This window comes from Chryseobacterium lathyri, from assembly GCF_003290185.1.
Lineage (GTDB): Bacteria > Bacteroidota > Bacteroidia > Flavobacteriales > Weeksellaceae > Chryseobacterium > Chryseobacterium lathyri.
In genome coordinates this window covers 243,595-270,519 of the sequence record NZ_QNFY01000004.1, presented here as the reverse complement: position 1 = coordinate 270,519, position 26,925 = coordinate 243,595, and the positions used below count along the sequence as shown (strand labels likewise).

At 36.6% G+C, this 26,925-nt stretch carries 26 protein-coding genes; 14 read left to right on the top strand and 12 right to left on the bottom strand.

All coding sequences use genetic code 11. From position 1 onward, the window contains the following. Positions 1–22: 22 nt before the first annotated feature. On the bottom strand, positions 23–1,684 hold the full coding sequence (locus tag DRF61_RS07225) for an ABC transporter ATP-binding protein (RefSeq protein WP_111955494.1): 1,662 nt from the start codon (positions 1,682–1,684) through the stop codon (positions 23–25). A gap of 90 nt (positions 1,685–1,774) precedes the next feature. Between DRF61_RS07225 and DRF61_RS07220 the strand changes: the two genes are divergently transcribed. From DRF61_RS07220 to DRF61_RS07205, 4 genes are all read left to right on the top strand, one after another. After that, positions 1,775–2,680: a transcription antitermination protein NusB gene (locus tag DRF61_RS07220; protein ID WP_111955492.1), complete on the top strand. Its 906-nt coding sequence runs from the start codon at positions 1,775–1,777 to the stop codon at positions 2,678–2,680. Between the two features lies 1 nt (position 2,681). After that, complete coding sequence (locus DRF61_RS07215; protein ID WP_174772330.1) at positions 2,682–3,203, top strand: DUF1573 domain-containing protein; 522 nt, start codon at positions 2,682–2,684, stop codon at positions 3,201–3,203. Positions 3,204–3,212: 9 nt separating this feature from the next. Further along, a complete protein-coding gene (yajC, locus tag DRF61_RS07210) occupies positions 3,213–3,578 on the top strand; it encodes a preprotein translocase subunit YajC (RefSeq protein ID WP_111955490.1) in 366 nt (121 codons plus the stop codon). A 352-nt stretch (positions 3,579–3,930) separates the two neighbouring features. After that, entirely contained in the window at positions 3,931–4,665 is a 735-nt protein-coding gene (locus DRF61_RS07205) for an SDR family NAD(P)-dependent oxidoreductase (RefSeq protein ID WP_111955488.1), read from the top strand. On the opposite strand, the gene DRF61_RS07200 is transcribed toward DRF61_RS07205, so the two are convergent. The 8 genes from DRF61_RS07200 to DRF61_RS07165 all read right to left on the bottom strand — a co-directional run bounded on the left by DRF61_RS07200 (position 4,666) and on the right by DRF61_RS07165 (position 12,620). Further along, positions 4,666–5,208: a hypothetical protein gene (locus DRF61_RS07200; RefSeq protein ID WP_111955486.1), complete on the bottom strand. Its 543-nt coding sequence runs from the start codon at positions 5,206–5,208 to the stop codon at positions 4,666–4,668. Positions 5,209–5,239: 31 nt separating this feature from the next. Next, on the bottom strand, positions 5,240–7,129 hold the full coding sequence (gene ligD, locus DRF61_RS07195) for a DNA ligase D (RefSeq protein ID WP_111955484.1): 1,890 nt from the start codon (positions 7,127–7,129) through the stop codon (positions 5,240–5,242). Positions 7,130–7,206: 77 nt separating this feature from the next. After that, positions 7,207–7,809 (bottom strand): DNA polymerase ligase N-terminal domain-containing protein, encoded by a 603-nt coding sequence (locus DRF61_RS07190; RefSeq protein WP_111955482.1) that lies wholly within the window; start codon positions 7,807–7,809, stop codon positions 7,207–7,209. Then, positions 7,809–8,594 carry a non-homologous end joining protein Ku gene (gene ku, locus DRF61_RS07185; RefSeq protein ID WP_111955480.1) on the bottom strand — a complete coding sequence of 262 codons (786 nt, stop codon included), beginning with the start codon at positions 8,592–8,594 and terminating at the stop codon, positions 7,809–7,811. Before ku ends, DRF61_RS07190 begins: the two co-directional genes overlap by 1 nt. Before the next feature lie 235 nt (positions 8,595–8,829). Continuing rightward, entirely contained in the window at positions 8,830–9,561 is a 732-nt protein-coding gene (locus DRF61_RS07180) for a carbon-nitrogen hydrolase family protein (RefSeq protein ID WP_111955478.1), read from the bottom strand. Between the two features lie 32 nt (positions 9,562–9,593). Further along, positions 9,594–10,298 (bottom strand): glutamine amidotransferase-related protein, encoded by a 705-nt coding sequence (locus DRF61_RS07175; protein WP_111955476.1) that lies wholly within the window; start codon positions 10,296–10,298, stop codon positions 9,594–9,596. Positions 10,299–10,343: 45 nt separating this feature from the next. Then, on the bottom strand, positions 10,344–12,098 hold the full coding sequence (gene aspS / locus DRF61_RS07170) for an aspartate--tRNA ligase (protein WP_111955474.1): 1,755 nt from the start codon (positions 12,096–12,098) through the stop codon (positions 10,344–10,346). 162 nt (positions 12,099–12,260) lie between these two features. Then, positions 12,261–12,620, bottom strand: a complete 360-nt coding sequence (locus DRF61_RS07165) for an ankyrin repeat domain-containing protein (RefSeq protein WP_157963370.1) — start codon at positions 12,618–12,620, stop codon at positions 12,261–12,263. 112 nt (positions 12,621–12,732) lie between these two features. Here DRF61_RS07165 and DRF61_RS07160 point away from each other — a divergent pair, with 112 nt between their 5' ends. The 3 genes from DRF61_RS07160 to DRF61_RS07150 all read left to right on the top strand — a co-directional run bounded on the left by DRF61_RS07160 (position 12,733) and on the right by DRF61_RS07150 (position 14,489). Further along, entirely contained in the window at positions 12,733–14,127 is a 1,395-nt protein-coding gene (locus DRF61_RS07160; RefSeq protein ID WP_111955470.1) for an MATE family efflux transporter, read from the top strand. Beyond that, positions 14,106–14,294, top strand: coding sequence for a hypothetical protein (locus DRF61_RS07155; protein ID WP_111955468.1), 189 nt, complete (start codon positions 14,106–14,108; stop codon positions 14,292–14,294). The genes DRF61_RS07160 and DRF61_RS07155 overlap by 22 nt, the downstream gene beginning before the upstream one ends. Positions 14,295–14,369: 75 nt before the next feature. Beyond that, complete coding sequence (locus DRF61_RS07150) at positions 14,370–14,489, top strand: 30S ribosomal protein THX (RefSeq protein ID WP_111955466.1); 120 nt, start codon at positions 14,370–14,372, stop codon at positions 14,487–14,489. Positions 14,490–14,543: 54 nt separating this feature from the next. Here DRF61_RS07150 and DRF61_RS07145 read toward each other — a convergent pair whose 3' ends face one another. From DRF61_RS07145 to DRF61_RS07135, 3 genes are all read right to left on the bottom strand, one after another. After that, positions 14,544–15,197, bottom strand: coding sequence for a DUF937 domain-containing protein (locus DRF61_RS07145; protein WP_111955464.1), 654 nt, complete (start codon positions 15,195–15,197; stop codon positions 14,544–14,546). An 81-nt stretch (positions 15,198–15,278) separates the two neighbouring features. Then, the gene (locus tag DRF61_RS07140) at positions 15,279–16,538 is read right to left on the bottom strand and encodes a protein O-mannosyl-transferase family (RefSeq protein WP_111955462.1); all 1,260 of its coding nucleotides are present in this window, start codon (positions 16,536–16,538) and stop codon (positions 15,279–15,281) included. Position 16,539: 1 nt separating this feature from the next. Then, positions 16,540–17,049 carry a DUF2480 family protein gene (locus tag DRF61_RS07135; protein WP_111955460.1) on the bottom strand — a complete coding sequence of 170 codons (510 nt, stop codon included), beginning with the start codon at positions 17,047–17,049 and terminating at the stop codon, positions 16,540–16,542. Positions 17,050–17,127: 78 nt separating this feature from the next. Between DRF61_RS07135 and lpxB the strand changes: the two genes are divergently transcribed. The 7 genes from lpxB to DRF61_RS07100 all read left to right on the top strand — a co-directional run bounded on the left by lpxB (position 17,128) and on the right by DRF61_RS07100 (position 26,901). After that, the gene (gene lpxB, locus DRF61_RS07130; protein ID WP_111955458.1) at positions 17,128–18,231 is read left to right on the top strand and encodes a lipid-A-disaccharide synthase; all 1,104 of its coding nucleotides are present in this window, start codon (positions 17,128–17,130) and stop codon (positions 18,229–18,231) included. Positions 18,232–18,304: 73 nt separating this feature from the next. After that, on the top strand, positions 18,305–19,396 hold the full coding sequence (locus tag DRF61_RS07125) for a glycoside hydrolase family 99 protein (RefSeq protein WP_111955456.1): 1,092 nt from the start codon (positions 18,305–18,307) through the stop codon (positions 19,394–19,396). Positions 19,397–19,645: 249 nt separating this feature from the next. Beyond that, positions 19,646–21,439 carry a ComEC/Rec2 family competence protein gene (locus tag DRF61_RS07120; RefSeq protein ID WP_307724888.1) on the top strand — a complete coding sequence of 598 codons (1,794 nt, stop codon included), beginning with the start codon at positions 19,646–19,648 and terminating at the stop codon, positions 21,437–21,439. Between the two features lie 141 nt (positions 21,440–21,580). Further along, positions 21,581–22,246, top strand: coding sequence for a succinate dehydrogenase cytochrome b subunit (locus DRF61_RS07115; RefSeq protein ID WP_111955452.1), 666 nt, complete (start codon positions 21,581–21,583; stop codon positions 22,244–22,246). Between the two features lie 15 nt (positions 22,247–22,261). Next, positions 22,262–24,274, top strand: coding sequence for a fumarate reductase/succinate dehydrogenase flavoprotein subunit (locus DRF61_RS07110; RefSeq protein WP_111955450.1), 2,013 nt, complete (start codon positions 22,262–22,264; stop codon positions 24,272–24,274). Positions 24,275–24,298: 24 nt separating this feature from the next. After that, positions 24,299–25,066: a succinate dehydrogenase/fumarate reductase iron-sulfur subunit gene (locus DRF61_RS07105; RefSeq protein ID WP_040997496.1), complete on the top strand. Its 768-nt coding sequence runs from the start codon at positions 24,299–24,301 to the stop codon at positions 25,064–25,066. A 314-nt stretch (positions 25,067–25,380) separates the two neighbouring features. Beyond that, on the top strand, positions 25,381–26,901 hold the full coding sequence (locus tag DRF61_RS07100) for a TlpA family protein disulfide reductase (protein ID WP_111955448.1): 1,521 nt from the start codon (positions 25,381–25,383) through the stop codon (positions 26,899–26,901). Positions 26,902–26,925: the final 24 nt, after the last annotated feature.

Here is a 26,925-nt window from a genome sequence, read left to right as displayed (position 1 = left end):
TTAACAATTGAGAACGAAACCGCTAAGCAGTTACAGAATTGGTAATTTCGGTGAGGTTGATGATTTTATCTGCTCTCTGAGCGCTAGACTCTCTGTGTGTGATAATTATGGATGTAGCGTTGCTGATTTTCTGATCAATATTTTCAAGGATATTCTGCTCGGTTTCCGTATCCAGAGCAGACAGAGAATCATCAAAAATAATGATATTTGGGTCCTTAATTAAGGCTCTGGCGATACATATTCTTTGCTTCTGTCCTCCCGAAAGCATCACACCCCGTTCACCTACAAGTGTTTTATACTGTTCTTTAAATCCAACAATATTTTTATCAACGTCTGCAATTTTAGCATATTCCACCACTTTTTCGTGGGATGGATGGTCAATGGCGAAACCGATATTGTTTTCGATTGAATCAGAGAATAAATAGCTTTCCTGGGGAATATATCCGATAAAGTTTCTGTAATTGGTAAGATTATGCTCCTTCAGGTTTTTACCGTCAATTAAGATTTCACCTTCTGTAGGATCAATAAGTCGGCAAAGCAGAAGGGCGATGGTAGATTTTCCGCTTCCTGTTTTACCCATAATAGCAAGAGATTCTCCGGCTTTAATCTTAAAGCTTAAGTTATCTAATGCTTTAATTCCTGTATTCGGATACACATAAGAAACATTTCTGAATTCAATATCCCCTTTAATAGGATAGTCCTCAAAGTTGGTATTGATGACTTCAGATTTTTTATCCAGAAATTCATTAATTCTCTGCATCGAAGCTTCAGCTCTCTGGTTGACGGAAGTAACCCAACCCACCATTGAGAATGGCCAGATCAGGATATTGATGTACATAAAGAAATCAGCAATTTTACCAACACTTAACTGCCCTGCAATATATTTCTGTCCACCAATTAAAATAACGGCAACATTCAACAGTCCGATTACAAATAAAATTATGGTAAAGAAATAGGCTTCTGTTTTTGCTAAGTCGAGTGCTTTATTCTGATAGTCCGTTACTTTTATTCCGTAGTTCTTTTTAATGTAGTTTTCTTTAGCAAAAAACTTTACAACGCGGATTCCTGAAAAGCTATCCTGTACGAAAGTGGAAATCGCAGACTGGCTTTTCTGCATAATCTTCGACTTCTGATTGATAATCGAGCTTACCTTAAATATAATATAGGATAAAATAGGAAGCGGCAATAACGTCCATAAGGTCATGGAAGCATCCGTTTTAACCATATAAATGCTGGTGATTAAAAGAAGAATCACGAGATTCACCACATACATTACTCCCGGACCAAGATACATTCTTACCGCAACAACGTCTTCACTTAACCTGTTCATAAGATCCCCGATGGTAGTCTGTTTGTAATCCGTAAGAGAAAGATCCTGATAATGTCTGTAAATCTTATTTTTCAGTTCATATTCAATTCTTCTTGAGGCGACAATAATTGTCTGGCGCATCATGAAGGTGAAAAATCCAGTCAAAAGAGAGCAGCCGACAATAATGGCAACATACACCAGAACCTGCTTATTGAAGCCTAGATTTCCGCCTTTTGTAAGCTCATCTACAGATTTTCCTACAAATTGGACTTTATAGATATTGAAGAAATTACTGGCAATGATAAATAACAACCCCCAAAACAATAATATTTTGTGCTTCCAAAAGTAAGGGTTTAAGGTTTTTAGCGCTTTCATAAAGTTTTACAAATTTACAAAAATGTAGACACACTACGAATTTCATCAATTTTAATTTTTGTATCTTTGCACCCATAAAAAGCTCTTTGAATGTTAGGAAGACGACAAATCCGTGAAAAAGTAGTACAAACAGTGTATTCATACTATCAGAATCCTTTAAAATTTGATGTTTTAGAGAAAAACATGTTCTCTGGAATAGAGAAAATCTATAATCTCTATATCTATCAGCTTAATTTTTTGGTGGCTCTGAAAGAATTGGCAGAAACCCAGATCGAAATTGGGAAGAACAAATATCTTAAAACTGATGCTGAAATTAACCCTAACCAAAAATTTATCAATAACCAGGTCCTGATCAAGCTGGAAGAAAATCCTGAGAGATTATTTTTCACAGGTCAGCACAAGCAGTTGAAATGGGATATGCATGATGATATATTGGTAAAAACTTTTCAGAGAATTACGGCAGGAAAGCGTTATCAGGATTTCATGAAAGAAGAAGGATATTCTTTTGAAGAAGATCAGAAGTTTATCGGGAAACTGTTTTTAAGATATATTGCTGAGAATGATGACTTCCAGGAGTACCTTAGTGATAAAGAACTTTCATGGTATGATGATATTCATATCGCCAATTCAATGGTACAGAAAACGATCGGTTTCCTGAAAGAAGATGAAGAAAGCAGAACTTTAATTAAAATGATTAAAGATGAAGAGGATAAAGTTTTCGCCGGAAAACTTCTCAGAGATACCCTGAACAACTGGGAAGCTAATGAGAAAACACTAAGCGAAAGACTGGAAAACTGGGATCTGGAAAGAGTTTCTTTGATGGATAAAGTAATTTTGTCAACGGCTATTTCAGAACTGGATAATTTTCCTTTTACACCTTCAAGAGTTATTATCAATGAATATATTGAGATTGCAAAGGTATTTGCAACAGACCGTTCCAATATCTTCATTAACGGAATTTTGGATAAATATTGTAAAGATCAAAATAGAATTTAACATGAAAAAGACGTTATCAATTATCGCCTTGTCTATTATAGGCCTTGGTTTGGTTTCTTGTAAAAAAGAAAACCAGCAAGCTGCAGCCGGTGCAGAAGCTGCTAATATTACAGATTCTACAGCAGGTGCAACCAATTTAGCTCCTACCAATTCAGCGACAGCTCCTGCAGCAGCCAATACAGCAGAAGCAGCTCCGGTTTCTAACCAGCCATTAACATCAGTTGCCCTATCTGAAAACAACTTCGATTTTGGGAAAATCAAAAAAGGAGATAAAGTAGAGCACGTTTACGAAATTACCAATACAGGAAAAAATCCTTTGGTGATCTCTGAAGTAAAACCTGGATGCGGATGTACAGCTCCTGATTTCACAAAAGAACCTATTCTTCCTGGTAAAAAAGGAAAAATCACTTTGCATTTTGATTCTTCAAGCTTTGACGGAAACGTTCAGAAGCATGCGGATGTATTTGCCAACGTAGATAAGGCTCCTATCAAATTAACGTTCACAGCGAACATTCAACCGTAATTATAAAATATGTTGACAATCTTTTTACAGGCACAGCCACAAGGATCTTCATCAATGATGCTGATCATGATGGGGGTGATGTTTGTGGGGTTTTATTTCTTAATGATAAGACCACAGATGAGAAAACAGAAGCAGGAGAAAAGCTTTCAGGAAACTTTAAAAGTAGGAACCAGAGTGGTCCTTACTTCAGGTCTTCACGGAAGAATTGCTCAGGTTCAGGATGATGGATTCGTTATCGAAACTTTATCCGGAAAACTGAAATTTGAAAAAGCTGCTGTTTCCAGAGAATTTACTGAAGCACGTTTTGGAGATAAAGCGAAAGCTGCTGCAGACAAGACGGCGGAGAAAAAAGAAATCGATACTGAAAAGAAATAACTTTTTAGTTTGAAAATATCGCTCGGCGCGGTGAACGAAGTTCACCGCGCCGAGTTTTTATATAATCAACACAGTAAACATACGCTTATTCAGTGGCGTAGCCACATTCTTTGCTTCCCTCAAAACTATTACACATCATCTTGAAACTTTGCGTTGAAAATCTCCTACAGATCCACAGATTGTATAGATTTTCACCTAACGTTCAGATCAATTTGTTAATCCTATACATGTTAAGAATAGCTTTACATGAAAACCGACTCAAGTGTTATCCATGAACTCATTCGTGAAATTTGCTTAAAAGTATTTCTATTCAAAATTCATGATCATAAAATCAAATAAATATCTTTGCACCATGAATCAAAATACAGGCAAAACCGTTCTCATTTTAGGCGCCAATTCAGATGTGGCTAAGCAATGTATTAAGCAGTATGTTGGAAAAGGTTTTTCTGTGATCGCAGCTTCGCGGGATATAGCTTCACTGGAAAGATTTGTTACAGATAATCAGATTCATCCTTCAAAGATTACCATTCTTTATTTTGATGCTGTAGATTTTGCTTCCCATCAAAAATTCTATGTTGACCTGCCGATAAAACCTCATATTGTAGTTTATGCAGCGGGCTTTTTGGTAGACAATGAAAAAGCTTTGAGAGACTTCAAAGGTACCCAACAGATGATACAAGTGAATTATATAGGTGCTGTTTCTATTCTGAATATCATTTCTATGGATGAAAGCAATAAAAATTTGGAAAGGATCATTGGGCTTTCTTCACTTTCCGGAGTTAGAGGCCGAAAAAGCAACTTCGTGTATGGAAGTACAAAAGCTGCTTTCACCCAATATTTAGCAGGGTTACGACAGGAATTAGCATCAAGAAAGGTTATTGTTAATGCCCTGGTGATCGGTTATATCAGAACTAAGATCAATGAAGGTCTTCAGCTCAATGAATCTCTGATTATGAAGCCGGATTATGTGGCGAAACATATTGTCAATGCTGGGAATTCTTTTACCATCGTCCCGAATTTTAAATGGAAGATGATTTATATGATTTTGAAAATCTTGCCGGAAAGTTTGGTGGCGAAACTGCCGTAACTATCTATTTTGAATAACTACTTTTGGAAACTTCAATATGGCCATTAAATCGTTATAGTTATTCAAAGGCAGAGAATGATCTCCATAATAAGAGAATCTTAAATCTCCTTTAACATTGCTTAAAGCAAAAGAGTTTCCGGAATTTGAAATTTCTTTGTCAAGAAATCTGGATTTCATTAAAGCATTGATATAATTCATTAAACCAAGCTGTTGTGAATGCGATAAAATGAGATTTTCAGTGATATCTTTTTTTTGAATAATTGAGCCCATATTATTTCTCTCTCCACAATTATCAACTTTGTACTTTATATAAGCTAATTTTATTTTTCTTTCTGAACGATAAATTTTAATAAGTTCATTATGTCCACCCCATTCACCACAATCTTCAAATTGAGATTTTATAAATAAGGTATCTTTGTTACCATAATCTAATATGTTTTCAAATGAATATTTTACTTGCTGTAGATTTGTTTCTTTCGCTGTTTCTTTGTTAGAACAGCTTGTGAAAAATATTAAAAAGAAAATTAAAGTTAAGATTTTCATTAGTCTTAGTTATATTCAAATGTATTCAAAATTATTCAACATCCTCCAACAATTCCAACGCCTTCATCATATCAATTCCTTTCCCCAAAACAGGTTTAAATAAATCGCCTTTTTCCTTAATTCTATCCAAAGCATTATGAATAGTAAAATCTGTCGGTTTCATACCGGGCTTCACTTCATCCCATTCCAAAGGCATCGAAACTGAAGCTCCTTCCTTGGGACGTAAACTGTAAGGACTTGCTAAAGTCTGTCCCGTCCTGTTTTGCAGATAATCCAGATATATTTTATTGTCATCCCTTTTCTGTAAGCTCCTTTCTAATGTGGTAATTTCCGGAAGCTGTGTATGAACCTGCTTCATCAAAATATGGGCAAAATCTTTCACCTGGTCAAAATCATATTTTCCGCCCATCGGAATATAAACGTGAATTCCTGTGCTTCCCGAAGTTTTGCAATATCCTTTGATTTTAATTGAATTTAAAACCTCGTTTACCTGAAGAGCTGTTTCAATGACATCATCAAATGTATTTTTCTTTGACGGATCCAGATCCAGCACCAGATAATCAGGATGTTCAAGGTCGGGGAGAGCACTGTTCCAGGGATTTAAATCGATACAACCTAAATTATTCAGGTAAGCTAACGTAGCTTTATCATTACAGTATACATAATCAATATACTTATCATTGGATTCTGAATAGACTTCCGTGGTTTTGATCCAGTCTGGCATATTGTCTCCTGCATCTTTCTGATAAAAGCCCTGTTCTTCAATTCCGTTGGGAAAACGATTCAGAGATAATGGGCGGTTTTTCAAATAAGGAAGAATATATTCCGCGACCGATTGGTAATATTCTATAACATCACCTTTTGTAATGCCATCTTTCGGAAAATAAATTTTATCCTGATTAGTCAGTTTTACTGTATGTCTGTTTAAAGTAATCTCCTTTTCTTTTTCAGTAGGTTTAGTACTTTTCTTAGGGGCAGCTTTAGCTTTCATTTTTTTAGGATTTTCATGAATTGGACTTATTTTATTGATTGAATCACTGATTTCTTCAGGATTTTTATCCTCACGGAGGGCGACAAAAACAGGATGCCGGTAAATGCCGTCTTTGGTAATTTCAGAGAATTTGATTTCACAGACCAATTCTGGTTTTGTCCAGGTTACGGGCATATTTGTTTTAGGCTTTTTTTCAAACGGGGAAGTTTTTACAGTCAATTCTTTTAACCTTTCATGCATCTGGCTTAAGGATTCTTTATTAAAACCTGTTCCCGTATGTCCGCAATACACCAGCTTTTCATCCATGTATTTTCCAAGGATCAATGCTCCGAAACTTTTTCTGGATCCTCTTGGCTCCGTAAATCCACAAATAATGGCTTCCTCTGTATTGGTGAATTTTATTTTAAGCCAGTCATTCGTTCTGTGATTTTCGGTATATAAACTGGCGGCTTTTTTTGCAATCATTCCTTCTAACTGCATTTTCTTCATTTGGTTGAAAAAAGCAATGCCTTTTTCGGGAATATGATCGCAATATTTGATAACATCAGTTTCAACTAAAGCTTCTTTTAAAAGCTCTTTCCTCTGTAAAAGCGGAAGTTCTTCTGTAGAATGGCCATTCAACCACAGAAGATCAAATACCTGGTAGGTTAAAGCAAGGTTGGGATTGTCACCAATTTGCTGTAAGAGTTGGAAACTGGGTTTTCCATGTTCATCATAGGCTACAATTTCTCCGTCGAGAATCATTTGATACTTTTGGTGCTCAAAATCTTTTGTAACTTTTTCAAACTTTGATAAGAAAGAAATTCCGTTCCGGGAATAAAACAGAGGAGATTTATCACTGAGATCAGCAATTGCTCTGTATCCGTCCCATTTTATTTCAAAAACCCAATCTTCATTATCAAAAGCATTTTCAAACGATTTAGCCAGCATAGGTCTGATAAAGTTCTCTAGCTTTTTTTCGTCGACCAAAGCATTAAACCGTTGAAATTTTGGTTTGCTTTCAGAAGTTATGACTTCTTTTTGCTGTTTTTTAGGCTTTTTTTTTCCTCTAAAAATTTTGTTACCGCAGAGTTTTTAGATGTATTTTCTTCTGCATCATAATTTTCTTCTGCAAATTCATCTTTATGTTTAATTAAAAGCCATGCGTTATTTTCGGCATTTTTCATTTTAACTAAGGCAAATTCGCCTTTCAGTTTTTTTCCGTGCAAAATAAATTTTATTGAGCCGGCTTTTAGCTCTTTCAACAATTCTTTTTCGTCGGAAAGTTTGCTCGTATCGTCTAACGGCTCATACGTTCCGCTGTCCCAGACCTCCACCTGTCCGGCTCCATAATTTCCTTCGGGAATGTTGCCTTCAAAATCTTTGTAATCGTAAGGATGATCTTCAACTTCCATGGCCAGACGTTTGTCTTTTGGATCCAGTGACGGGCCTTTTGGAACTGCCCAACTTTTCAGAACGCCTTCCATTTCTAACCGGAAATCATAATGCAGGCGGGATGCGGCGTGCCTTTGAACTACAAAAATAAGCTTGTCTTTACTCTTTTTTGTTTTTCCCTTAGGTTCGCTTGTTTCATCGAATCTTCGTTTTTCGTTGTAATCTTTCAGAGCCATTATGATGCGTTTTTAGATTTGGAACTTTGCAAGCTGGCTTTCAGTTGGGCCATAAGGTCTATTACCTTACCTTCTTTTGCAGGTTCTGCTTTTTTAGCTTTTACTCCTTTACCTTTAGCTTTCTGCTTAATGATTTTCAGCAAAGATTCAGAATAAGTGTCCTCGTACATTTCGGGATCAAACTCTTGTGAAAGCTGCTCGATAAGACTTACTGCCATTTTTAATTCGGCAGGTTTCGGAGCTTTTTTGGCCGGGATTTTTAAATCTTTATAATCCCTGATTTCCTGAGCGAACCGTAAGCGGTTTAGAACCAAAACCTCATCATTATAAGGCCGGATCATTCCGATGGCTTCGCTTTCACGAAGAACAAAAGTTCCTACACCCACCATTTTTGTTTGTGATAAAGCTTTTAATAGAAGCCTGTAAGCATTTTCCCCATTTTTTTGAGGTTCAAGAAAATAAGGATTTTCAAAATAAACGCTGTCAACTTCAACTTCTTTTACGAATTGATCTATAGAAAGTATTTTGCTTTTTTCGGGGCTTGCTGCTTCATAATCTTCATCTTCGAGAATAATGTATTGATCATCCAGAAGATAACCTTTTACAATGTTTTCCCACTTGACTTCTTTGCCTGTTTTTTCATTGACTCTTTTGAATTTGATATTCGAAAAATCAGATTTATCGAGCATATCCAAATCTAGTTTGCTGGTTTCTGTGGCGGAGTAGATTTTAACAGGAATATTGACTAAACCGAATCCAATGGCGCCGTTCCAAATTGCTTTCATTGTCTTACGTTTTTAAAAATCAATCAATTAACATGCCGTGGAACCATGATGTGGTACATTTTACAGGCTCTGTTGCCAAATGTCAGCGGGTTGTATGGCTCGTTTCTGTATCCTTATATTTCTCCAAAATAATGTTCCTGTACCTATCTTTCTACCGGACAAGGACCAGGTATGAATGTAAAAGAATTAGAGTTTGTGAAATTAACAATGTGGAGAATTCTTCACATTGTTAATATTAATTGATGTAAATTTCCTCTATCTGATTATTTTCTGTGTTTAAAATCAGAAGTCCTTCATTCTCACGATTAAGCTGTCCGAGTAAACTTCCGTTATTATTCCATACAGAAGATTTTCCGGCACATTCATAGCCGCCCGATTCTCCGGTAAAATTTGCCATCAAAACATGCATGTGATATTTTTTAGCAATATCGGAAAGTTTAACAAGATCGTCGTCGATGCCATTTACAGAATTAAGAACGCTGGCAGTATATACATTCGATCCGGCCTCATAAGCTTCCTGGGAATATTTTGGATCAGATAAGTCATAACATATGGCTAATGAGATCTTATTCTGCAATATATTTAGCTGACAGAAACTTTCACTTCGTGAAAAAACACCTGTCTCCGTTGAAAAAAGATTGCGTTTTGAATAAATATCTCTTGTTTTTCCCGGCTGGAATATGATAGAACTGATAAATAATTTACCATCTGCTTTCGTAGGCATTCCGACGGTAATGGTGATGTTATTTTCATCTGCCATTTTCTGAAAAACGTCTAAAACAGGATCTTCATAATGAATTGAGAGCTGTTCCGCCAATTCAGGTTCATAGCCGGTAACTGAAAGTTCAGGGAAGATGACCAGATTAACATTCTGATCAGATGCGGCTTTGATTAATATTTTGTGATTTTCAATATTTTTAGGAATATCTCCCTTTACAGGATTAATTTGGGCTGCTGCGATTTTCATTTTTTTCTCATTACAAGTGGTTATTTACTCATTTAAATCCGAGACAGAGATTTTTTCACAAACTCTACAATCATGGGGTTGGGTTCATTTTCTGTAGAAGTAAGTGCCGGTTGAAATAATGTTCCTACAAAAAAAGGATGGGATTGTATTTCAAATGAACGGTAATTCCCATCTTCAGAAATTGAAGTTAAAGACAAGCCTCTGTCCTTTAAAATATTAACATATTTTTCATTAATGCCGTAACTGCAATTATATTTACCAATAATAGTATCCTGATTAATTGTTCGATAAAGAAAACTGTTTTTATCAATAATTTTAAGATTTTCCTGTTCTCCTTTTAACGAACATGAAAGTTTTTTAATCAATGAGTCTTTTGCATCCGGATTTGTTTCTTCATGATCTGCATTTTCAATATCGCAGACGTTTCTGGCAAATTCAATAATCATATGCTGAAATCCTCCACAATTACCAAAAGTGGGAATATTATTCTCACGGGTAAACTGTATGGCATTCAGTACATTTTCCATATCCCGGTATGGGCTTCCCGGAGCAATCCATAATCCTAAGTACTTATGTTTTTCAAAAACGGTTTTAGCATCTAAAATATCAGTAGGAACCCAATCAAACTGAATTTCATGATTTAGTTTTTTTTGAACACTTCTTGTACTGTCATTGAGTGCATGAAGTGTAAAATAATTGGGGTTGAAGTCTCCCAGAATAGCAATTTTTGGTATCATAAGTGTATATTAATAAAAAAGCGGAGAAAAATCTCCGCTCTAAATTTATGCTTTTAAATTCAATTGTAATTCTAATTCATCGAGCTGTTCATCAGCAATCGCAGCCGGTGCATCAATCATCACGTCGCGTCCTGAATTATTTTTAGGGAAAGCGATATAGTCTCTGATGACTTCGTTTCCGTCAAGAATAGCTACCAAACGGTCAAATCCGAAAGCCAAACCACCGTGAGGCGGAGCTCCGTATTTGAAGGCATTCATCAGGAATCCGAACTGAGCTTCTGCTTCTTCTTTTGAGAAACCTAAAAGATCAAACATTTTAGACTGAAGATCTTTGTCAAAAATTCTGATAGAACCGCCTCCGATCTCGTTTCCGTTAAGAACCATATCATAAGCATTCGCTCTCGCTTTGCCCGGATCTGTTTCCAGTAAATGGATATCTTCCGGTTTAGGAGATGTGAAGGGGTGGTGCATCGCATGATAACGTCCACTTTCTTCGTCAAATTCCAACAATGGGAAATCAACAACCCAAAGTGGTGCAAATACATTTCCTTTTCTTAATCCCAAACGGTTTCCAAGCTCCATTCTCAAAGCAGAAAGCTGTGCTCTTACCTTATTCTCGTTTCCGGATAAGATCAGCATTAGGTCACCTTCTTTAGCTCCAAATTTTTCGATTATTTTGGAAAGATCTTCTTCATTATAAAACTTATTGACAGAAGATGTTTTTACACCATCATTCTGGAATTTGGTCCAAACCATTCCGGATGCTCCGATCTGTGGACGTTTTACCCAATCAACAAGTTCATCAATCTGTTTTCTTGTATAGTCAGCACATCCTTCAACATTAATTCCTACAACCAATTCAGCATCATCAAATATTTTAAAATCTTTTCCTTTTACAAGCTCGTTAAGTTCCACGAATTCCATTCCGAAACGGATGTCCGGTTTATCGTTTCCGTATTTTCTCATCGCATCTGCGAAGGTCATTCTCGGGAAATCTCCGAATTCCTGTCCTGTAACGTCTTTAATCAGCGTTTTTGTCATTCCTTCAAAGACATTCATGATATCTTCCTGTTCTACAAAAGCCATTTCGCAGTCGATTTGGGTAAATTCCGGCTGTCTGTCCGCTCTTAAATCTTCATCACGGAAACATTTTACAATCTGGAAATATTTATCCATTCCACCTACCATCAGAAGCTGCTTGAATGTCTGTGGCGATTGTGGAAGTGCATAAAACTGACCCGGGTTCATTCTGCTTGGAACCACGAAGTCTCTTGCCCCCTCCGGAGTAGATTTGATTAAAACCGGGGTTTCCACTTCAATAAATCCTTCGTCTGAAAGATAATTTCTTACCTTTTGTGCCATTTTGTGACGGAAGATCAGTTTATCTCTTACCGGAGCTCTTCTGATATCCAGATAACGGTATTTCATTCTTAATTCTTCTCCTCCGTCTGTTTCATCTTCAATAGTGAAAGGTGGAAGCTGGGATTCATTAAGAACTTCTAATTTTTCAACTAAAATTTCAATCTCTCCTGTTGGAATATTGGGGTTTTTGCTTACTCTTTCAATTACTTTTCCTGTAACCTGAATCACGAATTCACGTCCCAATTTTTTTGCATTTTCCATCAATTCCGCTGTGGATCGGTCCTGATCAAAAACCAGTTGAGTAATTCCGTAACGATCTCGAAGATCTATCCAAATCATAAATCCTTTGTCACGGATAGTCTGTACCCATCCGGAAAGTGTAACTTCTTCATTAAGATTTTTCAGAGATAATTCTCCGTTCGTGTGTGATCGAAACATAATTATTTGTTTAAGGTTCAATGTTTAAGACATATGGTTTGGCTTTCAGATCATGAAGTTTTCTACCATAATTTTCGGATGCAAAGATAAGATTTTTGCAGGTTCTATAAACAAAAAAAACTTCCTTTCGGAAGTCTTGTATATTATTTGAGGGCTTTTTAATTAATTATTAGCAGCACCTTTTTGTATCAATAGCTGTACAGTTTCTTCTTTGTTTCCTAATTTAGCTAAAGCAAGAGGCGTTTTTCCGTTACATTCTTTATTAATATCTGCCTGATTGTCCAAAAGGAATTTGACAATATTATTTCTACCGTAAAGCGAGCTGAAGCCTAATGCGCTGAAAGTCTCATCTTTAAGTGGAAAGCATTTGTTGTAATCTGCTTTTGTGAAATTCTTTTTAAATGAAGCAACATTATCAGATTGAATAGACTGCATCTGAGCTTTGCTGAGTGTCTGAGCAGAAAGCATATTGGCAGACGCTGAAATTACAAGTAGAAAAGCAGTAGAGATTATTTTTTTCATAAGATTCATTTTAAGAATATACAAATCTAAATTATTTTTTTGATATGGGTAACTAATTTTTTATAAGAATTGAATTTGTATTTTTGGAAATCAGATAATTATTGATTAGAAAATGACAAAATATATAGACTTTTTGAAAAGAGCCTTTAGTGGAGAAGAAGTAGATTATACGAAAATAACGATAAGAAGTGCTGTGCTTTTACTGGCTGTTCCTATGATGCTGGAAATGGCTATGGAATCGGTTTTTGCCTTAGTTGATCTGTACTTTGTGGGACATTTGAAAGAAAGCGGTTATGCCATCCAGAGTGTTGGTTTAACGGAATCCGTACTTTCTGTAATGTATTCTATTGCCATAGGAATGAGTATGGCTGCCACTGCTTTGGTAGCGAGGAGAATCGGGGAGAAGAACCCGGAGCAGGCTTCCAGAAGTGCGGCACAGGTTTTATTGGTTTCATTTGTTATCACTTTCATTCTTAGTTTATTCGGAGTCATTTATGCTGAGGAAATTCTGATTCTGATGGGTTCAAAGCCTGAAGCTGCGGCTTATGGAAAAGATTTCACAAGAATAATGATGGGCAGCAGCGTAATTATTATGCTTCTGTTTTTGATCAACGGGATCTTCAGGGGAGCAGGAAATGCAGCTATTGCCATGAAGTCTCTTTGGATCGCCAATATTGTGAACATTATTCTCTGTCCTGTTCTTATTAGAGGTTTTGGGCCTGTTCCTGCGATGGGACTTACCGGAGCTGCTTTGGCGACTACGATAGGCAGAAGTGTCGGGGTAATTTACCAGCTGTATCATCTTTTGGTTGCTGATACTCAGATCCGTATTTCGCTTTCTTATTTCAGCCCTGATTTTAAGCAGATCAAATCTATTGTGAAGATTGCAACTCCGGGAATTTTTCAGTTTGTAATTGCCTCATGCAGTTGGATCTTTCTTGCCCAACTGGTTGCCACTACGGGAGGAGAAAATGCTTCTGCAGGCTATCAGACGGCTTTGAGGCTGATGATGTTTTTTATGCTTCCTGCCTGGGGACTGAGCAATGCAGCTTCTACACTGGTTGGACAGAATATGGGAGCTAACGAAATGCTGAGAGCAGAACAGTCCGTGATGAAAACTGTAAAATATAATGTGATCTTTATGCTAGCTGTAAGCCTCATATTTTTCCTGCTTGGAGATTTTCTTGTAGGATTTTTTACACAGGAAACAGAGATTAAAGAGTTTGCCAAAAACGCATTACACATTATGAGTGTTGGGTTTATCTTCTATGGAATCGGGATGGTGCTTATCAACGCTTTTAACGGAGCAGGAGATACCTGGACCCCCACTTGGGTAAATTTTTTCGGTTTCTGGCTGTTTCAGATCCCGCTGGCCTATTTTCTTTCCAAACATTTCGGGATGGGACCAAAAGGAGTATTCATCTCTATTCCTGTTGCAGAAACTTTGATTACTATTGTTGCTTTCATTTTGTTTAAAAAAGGAAAGTGGAAGATGGTGAAAGTGTGATTGAAAATGAAGCTGGAAGAGGGAGGGTGGAATTTAGCGGAAGTCCTGCTATCCTTGTCAAGGTTTCAAACCTTGACAAGGATTTCCAAGTGCAAAAATTAATAAAACTGTTTTTTAAATTTCCGTTTCTGGCCTCAGGCTTCCTTTCTTTTGTCTCGATTTTATAAAAATTTTAACAGCCTTAATTTTTTGATGTATACCATATTTTCTAATTTAGTATTTACCAATAAATATTTATCACTATGGGAAAAGGAGACAAAAAATCAAGAAGAGGAAAGATCAATGCAGGAAGTTATGGCAAAAGAAGACCCAGAAAGGCTTCCAAGCCAGTTGCTTCTTCTGAAGCTAAAGCAAAGAGCTGAAAATAAAAAGGCTGAAGATTTAGTCTTCAGCCTTTTTCAATATACAAAATTAAATTATTTTCCTCCTAAAAGGTTCCCAAGGATATTTCCTAATCCACCTCCTTGCTGTTGCTGTCCGCCACCGCCAAGTACGCTTCCTAAGATATCGTTAAGCGGGTTTCCCCCGGACTGAGCCTGACCACCCCCTAAAACACTTCCCAAAATGTCATTCAAAGGGCTGGATTGCTGTGCCTGAGCCTGATTAGATGCATTCCCAAGAATTCCGCCTAAAAGGTCTCCTAAACCTCCGGCTCCTACATTGTTTTGCTGTTTCTCTTTACCGATATATCCCATAATTACCGGAGCAAGCATCGCTAAGATAGGTCCGATTTTATCAATTGAGATCCCTGTATTCTGAGAAAGCTGGTTTTCTACAGTGCTTTTTTGTCCGCCAAAAACATGATCAAGGATAGATCCTCCTTCAGCCTGTCTGGCTTCTGCTTGTGAAGCATCGTCAAGAATACTTCCGTCGTGGTCTTTATCTAATGCACTATTTAAAGCTTCTGCTTCGTTAGCGTCCTGCGATTTGTTTCTAAGGTAAGAAATAACCAAAGGTGCAGCTACTGCCAATAGGGCAATAATCTGATTTTTGCTGATTCCGAATTTGTTTTCTGCCTGTTCAGCAACCTGATTGCTGGTGCTGCCTGTAAGTAGGTCGATTAAACTCATGTTTGTGTTTATTTTAAATATTAAGTAAATCAAAGATATCAAAAAATGTGATTCACGAAATTTTTTGCCTCACAATTATTGTTAAAGTTTTTTGATCTCCTCTTCCGTATATCCTTTACTTTTTAGCAGTTCTATATATTCCATAGCACTCAGGGTCATCCAATTAATAGGTTCCGGAGCTGTCTTTTTATCAATAGTAAATTCCAGAATACCGGCATTGTCATTCATCCAGGGAAGTATATAATAATCCAGGCCGCCTTTATACTTTTTGAAGCTATGGAATGCCTTTCCTTTTTCTGTCTGGAAAACAGCTTTATAAGTAAGCAGATATCCTATAGGAATAAGCAGGCAGACCCATGATACTTTTTTGAGAGCAGCATATTTCGGGTGCGACAGTCCATATCCGACAGACAGGGCAAAAATAATATTGAAAGGAAGAAAGAAAACATAATTATCCGAAACTGCATAAAAAGTAGAAAAGCCATACACACATACAGATCCTGCAAAAAAGACAAAGAACATTTTTCTGTTAGATTTGTATAGAAATACAGCACCCATTACTCCGAAAAAAGTGAATAGATTGAAATTGTAGATGAGGTAAGCGAAAGACTGGAAAAAATCTTTAACATACTGCAAAGAGGTTTTGCTGAAAGATTCTTCTACCCAGTTTCCCTGATCCGAACTATATGGCGATTTGAAAGAAAGCCCTTGAGACATATTCAGAATAAATAATGAAGCAAACAGCAGTACAAACGCCAGCAGTGAAGAATAGAAGTATTTTTTTTCACCTTTAAAATAAAAAAGGAAAAGCAGAAAAGCAGGAATCAGTAAAATATTCTGGATATGTACCCAAAGACTGATGCCGAGAAATATACCTGCCCATACAATATATTGTTTTTTGTTTTCTATAAAAGTCTTAATCATCGAGAAGAAAAAAAGACTTATCCATAAGGTGTTGTACGTATATACTTCTACAATCTCTGCATTTCGCCAGAATGAGAAGCTGAAACCAAAAACAAAAGCTGCTGTGAGAGAAACCCATTCTGTTTTCGTAATACTTTTAACAGTAAGATAGATCACGGAAACGGTTGCGGCTCCGGAAAAAACTACCAATAAACGGCTTGCCTCGATTGCATTAAGACCGGTGATATTTTTAATTAAAATGACCGTATTAATATATAAAAAATGAGTAGTAGCCGTAGCAGTTGTCATGAATTTACCTTTTTCGGCATCCAGAACAAAACCAACACAGTCTGCAAAAGGAATTTTTGTAAAACTCCCGGAATAATAAATTACCAGAAAAATAAAGAACAAAAATAAGGCGGATAAATATTTCCTCATGTTAATTCTTTACAATAGGAACATTGGAACAGGCTTCACCGAACATGAGGGATTTAACCATTGGTTTCAGTTGTTCAACCAGCTCTATATATGCATTTTCAGGGATTTCTTTATCAGAGCAACCTTTTACAAGCACTCTTTTACCTCTCATATCTTCAAAATCATAAGTCTGGATAGCATTGTGCATCAGGATCACTTCCAGATCTTCACGGTCTCCGAAGACGATTTTTTTAGCAACATCTGTAAGCTTGGCGGTTAATACAAAATAAGCCCACAGCGGAACAATAGTATCCACAGAATTGTAAATATATATATAAGCATCTTTATACTCATCAGTATTGATGGCCTCTACCTTTTCCCTGAAATCTTTTTCCTTCAGAATCAGTTCCTGGAAAAGGAAATCTTTAAGGTCAATACCCTTTCTTATTCCCTTAGGAACCAGAGTAGATAGGTCGAAATTCACAAGGCCGCTTTCAGCAACTTTATTTCGGATTTCAAATTCTTCTGACATTTTTTATCATTATCTTTGGACAAATTTACAAATTAAGATCAAGCAAACCTTAATTTGTTCTCTATCCTTACTATAGAAATGAAGTATTATATTATTGCAGGAGAAGCGTCCGGTGATCTGCATGGAAGCAACTTAATGAAAGCCCTTAAACAGAAAGATCCGCAGGCAGAAATACGTTTCTGGGGTGGCAATCTTATGAAAGCTCAGGGAGGAACATTGGTAAAACATTACCGTGATCTGGCATTTATGGGTTTTCTGGAAGTCGCGATGAATTTAAGAACCATCCTCAACAATATCAAATTCTGTAAAGAAGATATCAGAAAAAACAAACCCGATATTCTTATTTTGGTTGATTATCCGGGATTTAATTTAAGAATTGCAAAATTTGCAAAGGAGCTCGGGATAAAAGTGGTCTATTATATTTCTCCGCAACTCTGGGCCTGGAAAGAAGGCAGGGTAGAGATCATTAAAAAATATGTAGACGAAATGATGGTCATTCTCCCTTTTGAAGAGGATTTTTATAAAGGGCATGGTGTTCATTCCCACTTTGTAGGACATCCGCTCCTTGATGCAATAGCTGGCCTGAATGATATCAGTGTTGAAGAATTTAAAAAGGAAAACGGGCTTAACGAAAAAGAAATCATTGCACTCCTTCCCGGTTCCAGGAAACAGGAAGTGGAAAAAATGCTTGAAATTATGCTTTCCGTGAGACCGTATTTCAAAAATTACCAGTTTGTCATTGCCGGTGCACCAAGCCTTCCGAAAGAATTCTATCAAAAATATGTGGATGATAATGTTCATTTTGTTTCCAACAGGACATATGATCTGCTGAGATGCTCGAAAGCTGCTTTGGTAACTTCGGGAACGGCTACTTTAGAAACAGCTTTGCTTAATGTTCCGGAGGTGGTCTGCTATCGTGGAAGTAAAATTTCTTACGCCATTGCCAAAAGACTCGTTAAAAACATTAAATATATTTCCCTGGTCAATCTGATCATGGATAGAGAAGTTGTAAAAGAACTGATCCAAACCGACCTGAATACCAAAAACCTTGTGGAAGAGCTCAATAAAATGATAGAAGGTGAAAAAAGAAACCAGGTTCTGGCAGATTACAGTCTTTTAAGAAAAAAACTTGGCGGAAAAGGAGCCAGTGAAAAAGCTGCTGAGGTAATTTTAAGCATTTAATTTACTCTTTCTGAATGATCAAGGCTTCTAAGATCATCTGTGCTGAATAATTTTTAGATTTAAATTTTTATCAATGAATTTTTTTAAAAACTTTCTGGTATTCATTTTATTGACTTGCATTTCACTGAAAAGTTTTGCTCAAAACAGCAAATCCCGGGATAAGGTCCAGATCTTCTATTATGGATGGTACGGAAATCCTGAAGTGGATGGAAAGTATTCTCATTGGAATCATGATATCTTGCCCCACTGGAACAATCCAAAATGGAACAACCTGGAAAATCACAAAGGAGGAGACGATATTGGTGCTAATTTCTATCCTGCCCTGGGTAATTACAGTTCCAATGATCCGGCAATCATTAAAAAGCACATGAAAATGATCCGGGAAGCCGGAGTTGGGATGGTTGTTTTAAGCTGGCTGGGGAAAGATTCATTTGTTGATAAAAGTATTACCCAATATCTGGATATAGCAGACCAATTTAACTTAAAGGTTGCTTTTCACATAGAGCCGTTTTACAAAAATATAACAGAACTTAGAGAACAGCTTTCTTATCTGGTGGAGACCTATTCCCACCATCATGCCTTTTATAAAAAAGATGGAAAGCCATTGTACTATGTTTACGATAGCTATAAAATTTCACCGTCAGAATGGTCCGAGCTCCTGTCTGAAAACGGAAGTAAAACAGTTCGGAAAACAGAATTGGATGGACTTTACATAGGGTTATGGGTTGAAAAAGAACATTCAGATTTTTTTGAAGAATCCGGTTTTGATGGTTTTTATACCTATTTTGCCAGCGACGGTTTTGTTTTCGGAAGCACAACATCCAATTGGAGCTATCTTTCCCAATTTGCAAAAGACCACCATCTTATTTTTATTCCGTGCGTAGGTCCGGGGTATTCCGATACCAGAATAAGACCATGGAATGAAGCTAATTTCAAAAGCAGAGAAAGCGGAAAGTATTATGAAAGGATGTTTGATGCAGCTGCCAAAGTAAATCCGGACTTTATCGGGATCACTTCTTTCAACGAATGGCATGAAGGAACACAGATAGAACCTGCAATTCCTAAAAAATCTGGAGATTTCAAATATGAAGATTATGGAAAAGATTCCTTGTTCTATATAAAAGAAACTAAACGCTTGACAGACCGGTTTTTAAGCGGTAAATAATTCGGTGAATAACCTTTTATAAGACTATTTTATTTACCAAAGAAAATATTGCGTTAAAAATTTTAATAAATTGCTACAGTATGCAGTTTTTTAATACAAAGCTATCTTTAACAGATGGCTTTTACTTTTTCATTTAAAACCAGATTTTATAATAAATAATCAAGCCGTATATTATTCATTTAATGGGAAGTAATCATTCAGTTCTGCAAAATCTGTGTTATTTAATAATCAAATAAATTAATTACTTTTTTGATTGTAAATATACACGGTTTGAATAAGCAGCCACTTCTCATTTTGTCTATCTGTTTTATCCTCGGAATTTTTTTTCAGGATAAAGTACTGTTGGATAAAACTATAATTTATATAGTTTCAGCATGCTGTTTATCAATTTTCCTTTTGTGTTTTTTGAATTCTTATTTTCTGCATAAAACAAGAGCGATACTGCTGGGATTGATATTTTTCGGAACCGGAATAATTCTTCATTTTTTCAATACCTTTTCGTCCGATGATCTTTCTGTTCCTCAAAACACAACAGTATCCTTTAAGATCTCCAAAAAACTGAATTCTACAGATAAAAATAAAAAATATGAAGCTGTTATTCGTGCTGGAAAAGAAAATTTTAATGCCGTTGTCTATATCCCGAAAATAAGTAAAGAACTTGATTTTGAGCACTATTATAAGGCCGATGCTTACCTATCGAAACCAAAGCCGCCAAAGCATGATTTTCAGTTTGATTATGCAAAGTATTTAAAAAGGAAAAATATTGAGTATCAGTGTTATATTTCCAAAAATATTTCTTCGGCAGAGAGATCAGATTTAAATCCAAATGAACGAATTCAGCAGCGCAGATTAGAAATACTCCAGAAGATCGACAGCGTTGAAATGTCTTCCAGAACCCGGGAATTTCTAAAAGGGATTATCCTTGCAGACAGAACAGAAATGGATTCCGGGACAGTAGAGGATTTCAACAGGTCCGGAATGGTTCATTTATTGGCTATTTCAGGAACACATATTGTCGTTATTTTTGGGATGATCTATTTTTTATTGACACGGTTCAGTCCTTTACGATTCAGAAAATATGCAGTGATTTCCAGTATCTTTTTTATTTGGTTGTTTGCTGCATTTATCGGTTTCGGAAATTCTGTAATACGGTCGTGCATTATGCTGACGGTATATTTTGTCTATGTCCTTCTCCAGAGAAAACCGGATCTGCTTCACTCCCTTTCTTTATCAGCAATGATTATTTTAGTTGTTGATACACAGCAGCTTTTCGACGTAGGTTTTCAGCTCAGCTTTCTGGCTGTGTTGGGGATTTTTTGGCTGAACCAGCCACTATTGAAATATTTTCCCCGGCAAAATGGTTATTTTAAAAAATTAATCTACAATACCATTACCATTTCTCTTTCCGCACAACTGGCGACACTTCCGCTGGTTCTCTATTACTTTCACCAATTTTCGTTGGTTTCTGTTCCTGCTAATATTGTGATCGTTCCGTTTTCAGAAATATTGATCATATTTTCTTTTTTAATGACGGTTCTCGTGGGATTAAAGATCGATTTTACTTGGATCAATTTTGTATATGATGGATCTATCCAGCTTTTATTGAACCTTATCCACTGGTTTTCAGAAAGGGATATGCTATTTTATTCCAATATAGCGATGAATATTGCTGAAGTAGTATCCTTATCCTTGATCGTTTATGTGTTGAGACCATTATTTTTAAATATCAATCTTAAAAATTTAATCAGGGTGGCAGGGATGATTTTAGCTTTTTTTATAATCAGAACTGGGTTTACTGTTTTTTATAATCAGAAAGAGGAAATACTGCTTCATGATTTTAATAAAACTAAAGTATTATCAGTGAAGAAAGGAAGTAGGGCTTGCTTTTGGATGACAAAAAATTCGGATAAAAAGAAAATTTTAAAATTTATAGCTGGCCCTTACTGCTCTTCAAGACGTATTCAGACTATGGAAATAAAAACCTTTCCCGGAATAGCAGAAAAGGTAGTTTATAATGGCAAAATTTATGATTTGAAAAAATAAACAGTACTTTTCATTTTTCCCTTTAAATAATGTGCTAGATTCTTATTTAGAAAGATTACAAACTGTCTAATTGTGAGATTTCTCACTTTTTGATATAGTTAACATTTCTTAATTTTGTGGGAAATTCAAATTTAAACTTATATGGCAGGTTTAACGAGTTCTACGATAGGTAGAAAATATGCGATGGCATTATCAGCTCTATTTTTGCTGATCTTTCTTATACTGCATTTGACGACCAATTTGTTATCAGTCCTGAACCGTGATGCGTTCAATACAGCATCTGATTTTATGGGCTATAATCCTTTTGTGCAGTTCTTAATGCAGCCTATTCTTGGTTTTGCGGTTTTTTTCCATTTCATTATGGGATTTGTACTGGAGATTAAGAATAGAAATGCGCGTCCTGTAAAGTACGCAGCAAACAATCCTTCTGTGAACTCATCATGGATGTCCAGAAATATGATTATTTCCGGAGCAGTGGTGTTGGCTTTCTTAGCGCTTCACTTTTACGATTTTTGGTGGCATGAGATCGATTACAAGTATGTGGAAGGGATTGCTCCTGATGCAGAACGTTTCTGGCCGGAGCTTCACGAGAAGTTTGCGGATATCTGGAGAGTAGCTTTGTATGTAATTGCTTTTGTATTATTGGGATTACACCTTGCGCACGGTTTCCAGTCTTCATTCCAGTCAATTGGGGCGAGACATCCAAAATATACTCCGGTAATCAAGGCTTTCGGAAAATGGTATTCAATCCTTATTCCTGCAGGGTTTATTTTTATCGCAATTTTTCACTTTGTAACTCAATCATAATATCAGTATAATAGTATGAGTAAATTAGATTCAAAAATTCCGGCAGGTCCTTTAAAGGATAAATGGAAAAATCATAAAGACCATATGAACCTTGTTGCACCAAACAACAGAGATAAGATTGATATTATTGTTGTTGGAACAGGTTTGGCAGGTGGTTCTGCAGCTGCTACTTTAGCAGAGCAGGGATATAACGTAAAAGCGTTCTGCTACCAGGATTCTCCAAGAAGAGCACACTCAATTGCTGCACAAGGAGGTATTAATGCTGCTAAAAACTATCAGGGTGATGGTGACTCTACATACAGATTATTCTATGATACCATCAAAGGTGGTGACTATAGAGCAAGAGAGGCCAACGTTTACAGATTAGCTGAAGTTTCTGCCAATATTATCGACCAATGTGTCTCTCAGGGTGTTCCTTTTGGTAGAGATTACGGCGGTCAGTTAGATAACCGTTCATTTGGTGGGGTTCAGGTAAAAAGAACTTTCTACGCAAAAGGACAAACTGGTCAACAGTTATTATTAGGTGCCTATTCTTCGATGAGCCGTCAGATTGGTAAAGGAAGAATTAAAATGTACAACCGTCATGAAATGATGGAATTGGTAATTGTAGACGGAAAAGCAAGAGGAATCATCGCAAGAAACCTGGTAACAGGTGAAATCGAAAGACATTCTGCTCACGCGGTTGTTATTGCATCAGGAGGTTACGGAAACGTATATTTCCTTTCTACAAATGCAATGGGATCGAACGTTTCTGCGGCTTGGAAAATCCATAAAAAAGGAGCGTACTTTGCAAACCCTTGTTATGTACAGATTCACCCGACTTGTATTCCGGTTCATGGAACACAGCAGTCTAAACTGACTTTGATGTCAGAATCATTAAGAAACTCAGGAAGAATCTGGGTTCCTAAGAAAATTGAAGATTCTGTAGCGATCAGAGAAGGAAAGCTTAGACCTGAAAATATTAAAGAAGAAGATAGAGATTATTATTTAGAAAGAAGATATCCTGCATTCGGAAACTTAGTGCCTAGAGACGTTGCGTCGAGAGCTGGTAAAGAAAGATGTGATGCTGGTTACGGAATCGAAAATAATGATACTAAAGAAGGTGTTTACTTAGATTTCTCTACAGAGATTATTAAAAAGGGTAAAGAAGCCGCTATCGAAAAACATATCCATAATCCAACAGATCAGCAGATCTATGATTTAGGAAAAGCTTGGATTGAGGAAAAATACGGTAACTTATTCGTGATGTACGAAAAAATTACGGCTGATGATCCTTACAAAACACCAATGAAGATCTATCCTGCAGTTCACTACACAATGGGTGGTGTTTGGGTAGATTACAACCTGCAGTCTACCATTCCTGGGTGTTTCGTAATCGGTGAAGCCAATTTCTCAGATCACGGAGCTAACAGATTGGGAGCTTCTGCTTTGATGCAGGGGTTGGCAGACGGATATTTCGTTCTTCCTTACACGATTGCAGATTACCTTTCAGCGGACATCAGAACGGGAGCAATTCCTACAACTTCTGGTGAATTCGATCAGGCTGAAAAAGAAATTAAAGACAAAGTAAATTTCTTCTTAAATAATAAAGGAACTCACTCAGTAGATCATTTCCACAAAAAATTAGGACACATCATGTGGAATAAAGTAGGAATGGGAAGAACTCCTGAAGGTTTGAGAGAAGCTATTGCTGAAATTGCTCAGGTGAAAAAAGAATTCTGGAGCGATGTGAAAGTTCCTGGTGATGCAGATGGAATGAACACTGAGCTTGAAAAAGCTTTCAGAGTGGCAGATTTCATCGAATTAGGACAACTAATGGCCATCGATGCATTACACAGAAACGAATCTTGTGGAGGACATTTCAGAGAAGACCATGCTACTCCTGAAGGTGAAGCTGAAAGAGATGATGTTAACTTCAAATATGTAGCAGCTTGGGAATATCAAACAGATGATATCACAACGGAAGTGCTGCATAAAGAAGATCTGATCTATGAAAACATTGAAGTTAAAGCAAGAAGTTACAAATAATCTCCAACCTATAAATACATAATTATGAGTGCAAAAAAAGGCCTTCATCTTACCCTAAAAATTTGGAGACAAAAAAATAGCAAAACTAAAGGTCAGTTTGAGACCTACAAGATATCAGATGTTTCTACAGATTCCTCATTCTTAGAAATGCTGGACATTTTGAACGAAAATCTTATTAACGAAGGAAAAGAACCAATTGCTTTCGATCACGATTGTCGTGAAGGGATCTGCGGAATGTGTTCCCTTTATATCAACGGTAGAGCGCATGGTCCGGATACAGGGATCACGACTTGCCAGCTTCACATGAGAATGTTCAAAGACGGTGAAACCATCGTTATTGAGCCTTGGAGAAGTGCAGCTTTCCCGGTTATCAAAGATTTAATGGTGGACAGAAGCGCATTCGACAGAGTAATGGCTGCCGGAGGATTCATTTCTGTGAACACTTCAGGTAATACATTAGATGCCAATGCTATTCCGGTTCCTAAAGAAGATGCAGACAAAGCAATGGATGCTGCAGCATGTATCGGATGCGGTGCGTGTGTGGCTACTTGTAAAAACGGATCTGCAATGCTATTCGTTGGAGCTAAGGTTTCTCAGTTTGCTTTACTTCCTCAAGGTAGAGTGGAAGCCAAAAGAAGAGTTCTGAACATGGTGAAAGCTATGGATGAAGAAGGATTTGGAAACTGTTCGAATACTGGAGCTTGCGAAGTTGAATGTCCGAAAGGAATTTCACTTGAAAACATCGCCAGAATGAACAGAGAATATATGGCTGCTATGGTAGATCAGGGATAAACCTATTCAAATACATAAAAAATCGTCTTCATTATGGAGACGATTTTTTTATACCTGTAATTTAGCTGTTAAAATTTGTTAAGGTGTTGATCAGATAAGATATTCTTTAATTTAATAAGTCTATATTTGGTGAGCACTTGGATGTGTAAGAAAAGAATTGCATTTTTTGAGACTCTTTTCTGGTGAAGAAGTTTATAGAACGGATAGGCCTTAAAGTCCCTATTTTACAGGTTCTCATAAAATTTTCAAAAAAAATAAATAGTGTTAATTAACAAGCCGTAAAAAACGTATTTTTGCGTAATATTAAAATCGAAATGAAAAAATATCTTTTATTGTTTATCATCACAGCTTTTGTGATGTCTTGTTCAAAAAAAGTTGAAGTTAAAGGAAAAATAACCGGAAGTTCACCACTCGAAAGAATTGAATTTGTTGAAGCTTCTGGTGTGGCAACACTTCCACTTGTCAATATTGGTTTAGATAAAAATGGAAACTTTACAGGAAGCTTCGAAGCTCCTAAAGATGGGATGTACGTAATCAACTATGCAGGAAGACAAAACCTGATCTATCTTGAGGGCGGACAGAACCTGAATATTTCCGGAAATGCAATGACCTTTCCAAATGAGTTCGTCGTTACAGGAGATGCTAAGAAAAATAATGATTTCCTTCAGGCCAGCCAAAAGTTCTTGGGTGAGTATGGAAGCAAAATCAATATCCAGCAGTTAATGTCTGGAGACGAAAAAACATTCTTAAAAGGAGCTCAGAAAATTGAAGCCGACATCAATAAAAATGTAGAAGAGCTTGCTCAGAAAAATAATCCAAGCAAAGGAATCTTGGAATGGAAAAAGAATGATGTGAAAGTAACTATCCTTAACCTTCTTGCCAACTATGAAATGTCACAGCGCCAGATGTCGGGAAATCCATCATTTAAAGTATCAAAAGCATTCCAGGATTACGAAACAAAACTGGAAGGTAATAAAGATGTAATGGTTAAGACTATTCCATTATACAGACAGTATCTTCTTGTAAAAATGAGCCCTGACTTTCAGAAATATGCCGAAGCAAAAACCAAAGGAAAAACAGATATGATTACTTCTGAAGTATTTGCACAGTTCCTGAAAGACAGAAAAGAAGTTTCACAAACTGCTAAAGATTATCTATTGGCGTTCGTGGTAGCTCAGGATATTCATCCGGGTGCTCCTGCAAAAAATACTGAAAAGGTTAAAAAAATCATTGATACAGATATTACAGACGCAGGTATCAAGGCAGATTTAGTTAAAATGCAGTTGGCAATCAATGGACTTAAAGTAGGAGAGGCTGCTCCGGAAGTCTCACTGGTAAAAGCAGACGGAAAATCTTACCAGCTTTCTGAAAATAAAGGAAAACCATACATGCTGTTCTTCTATGCATCTTGGAATCCTTACATCAGCGAAGCTACAGTTCCTGTATTGAAAGAAGTTGTAAATTTCTATAAATCTAAAATGAACTTTGTTTTTGTAAATGTAGATGATACCAAAGATCAGTTTGTAAAAACCAGCAGTTCATTGTTAAAAGGAATTCCGGGAGCAAATGTGTACGGAGAAAAAGGTTTAGAATCAGATATTGTTAAAAAATATGGCGTTTACGGATTCAAACTGCCTTGCTTTGTGATCGTGGATAAAGACGGTAAAATTGCTAGCAGATCTTTTGTGAACCTTGGTGAACAGGAAGTGGTAACAATCCTGGATAAACTTACAGGTCTTTCTGCACCTAAAGTACAGCCTAATATTCAGATGCAGCCGGGAGCGATGGATCCTTCAGCACAGCCTGTAAATCCTCAGCCTGCCCCAACAAAATAATAAACTTTTATATAGATGGAAACC

Excerpts from the sequence above, each read along its gene's own strand:
- DRF61_RS07220 (WP_111955492.1), top strand. The coding sequence starts at position 1,775 with ATGTTAGGAAGACGACAAATCCGTGAAAAAGTAGTACAAACAGTGTAT.
- DRF61_RS07125 (WP_111955456.1), top strand. The coding sequence starts at position 18,305 with ATGAATTTTTTTAAAAACTTTCTGGTATTCATTTTATTGACTTGCATT.
- DRF61_RS07205 (WP_111955488.1), top strand. The coding sequence starts at position 3,931 with ATGAATCAAAATACAGGCAAAACCGTTCTCATTTTAGGCGCCAATTCA.
- yajC (WP_111955490.1), top strand. The coding sequence starts at position 3,213 with ATGTTGACAATCTTTTTACAGGCACAGCCACAAGGATCTTCATCAATG.
- ku (WP_111955480.1), bottom strand. The coding sequence starts at position 8,594 with ATGAAAGCAATTTGGAACGGCGCCATTGGATTCGGTTTAGTCAATATT.
- DRF61_RS07105 (WP_040997496.1), top strand. The coding sequence starts at position 24,299 with ATGAGTGCAAAAAAAGGCCTTCATCTTACCCTAAAAATTTGGAGACAA.
- DRF61_RS07225 (WP_111955494.1), bottom strand. The coding sequence starts at position 1,684 with ATGAAAGCGCTAAAAACCTTAAACCCTTACTTTTGGAAGCACAAAATA.
- lpxB (WP_111955458.1), top strand. The coding sequence starts at position 17,128 with ATGAAGTATTATATTATTGCAGGAGAAGCGTCCGGTGATCTGCATGGA.
- DRF61_RS07175 (WP_111955476.1), bottom strand. The coding sequence starts at position 10,298 with ATGATACCAAAAATTGCTATTCTGGGAGACTTCAACCCCAATTATTTT.
- DRF61_RS07215 (WP_174772330.1), top strand. The coding sequence starts at position 2,682 with ATGAAAAAGACGTTATCAATTATCGCCTTGTCTATTATAGGCCTTGGT.
- DRF61_RS07135 (WP_111955460.1), bottom strand. The coding sequence starts at position 17,049 with ATGTCAGAAGAATTTGAAATCCGAAATAAAGTTGCTGAAAGCGGCCTT.
- aspS (WP_111955474.1), bottom strand. The coding sequence starts at position 12,098 with ATGTTTCGATCACACACGAACGGAGAATTATCTCTGAAAAATCTTAAT.
- DRF61_RS07110 (WP_111955450.1), top strand. The coding sequence starts at position 22,262 with ATGAGTAAATTAGATTCAAAAATTCCGGCAGGTCCTTTAAAGGATAAA.
- DRF61_RS07115 (WP_111955452.1), top strand. The coding sequence starts at position 21,581 with ATGGCAGGTTTAACGAGTTCTACGATAGGTAGAAAATATGCGATGGCA.
- DRF61_RS07150 (WP_111955466.1), top strand. The coding sequence starts at position 14,370 with ATGGGAAAAGGAGACAAAAAATCAAGAAGAGGAAAGATCAATGCAGGA.
- DRF61_RS07100 (WP_111955448.1), top strand. The coding sequence starts at position 25,381 with ATGAAAAAATATCTTTTATTGTTTATCATCACAGCTTTTGTGATGTCT.
- DRF61_RS07190 (WP_111955482.1), bottom strand. The coding sequence starts at position 7,809 with ATGGCTCTGAAAGATTACAACGAAAAACGAAGATTCGATGAAACAAGC.
- ligD (WP_111955484.1), bottom strand. The coding sequence starts at position 7,129 with ATGCTGGCTAAATCGTTTGAAAATGCTTTTGATAATGAAGATTGGGTT.
- DRF61_RS07145 (WP_111955464.1), bottom strand. The coding sequence starts at position 15,197 with ATGAGTTTAATCGACCTACTTACAGGCAGCACCAGCAATCAGGTTGCT.
- DRF61_RS07160 (WP_111955470.1), top strand. The coding sequence starts at position 12,733 with ATGACAAAATATATAGACTTTTTGAAAAGAGCCTTTAGTGGAGAAGAA.
- DRF61_RS07180 (WP_111955478.1), bottom strand. The coding sequence starts at position 9,561 with ATGAAAATCGCAGCAGCCCAAATTAATCCTGTAAAGGGAGATATTCCT.
- DRF61_RS07165 (WP_157963370.1), bottom strand. The coding sequence starts at position 12,620 with ATGAAAAAAATAATCTCTACTGCTTTTCTACTTGTAATTTCAGCGTCT.
- DRF61_RS07140 (WP_111955462.1), bottom strand. The coding sequence starts at position 16,538 with ATGAGGAAATATTTATCCGCCTTATTTTTGTTCTTTATTTTTCTGGTA.
- DRF61_RS07200 (WP_111955486.1), bottom strand. The coding sequence starts at position 5,208 with ATGAAAATCTTAACTTTAATTTTCTTTTTAATATTTTTCACAAGCTGT.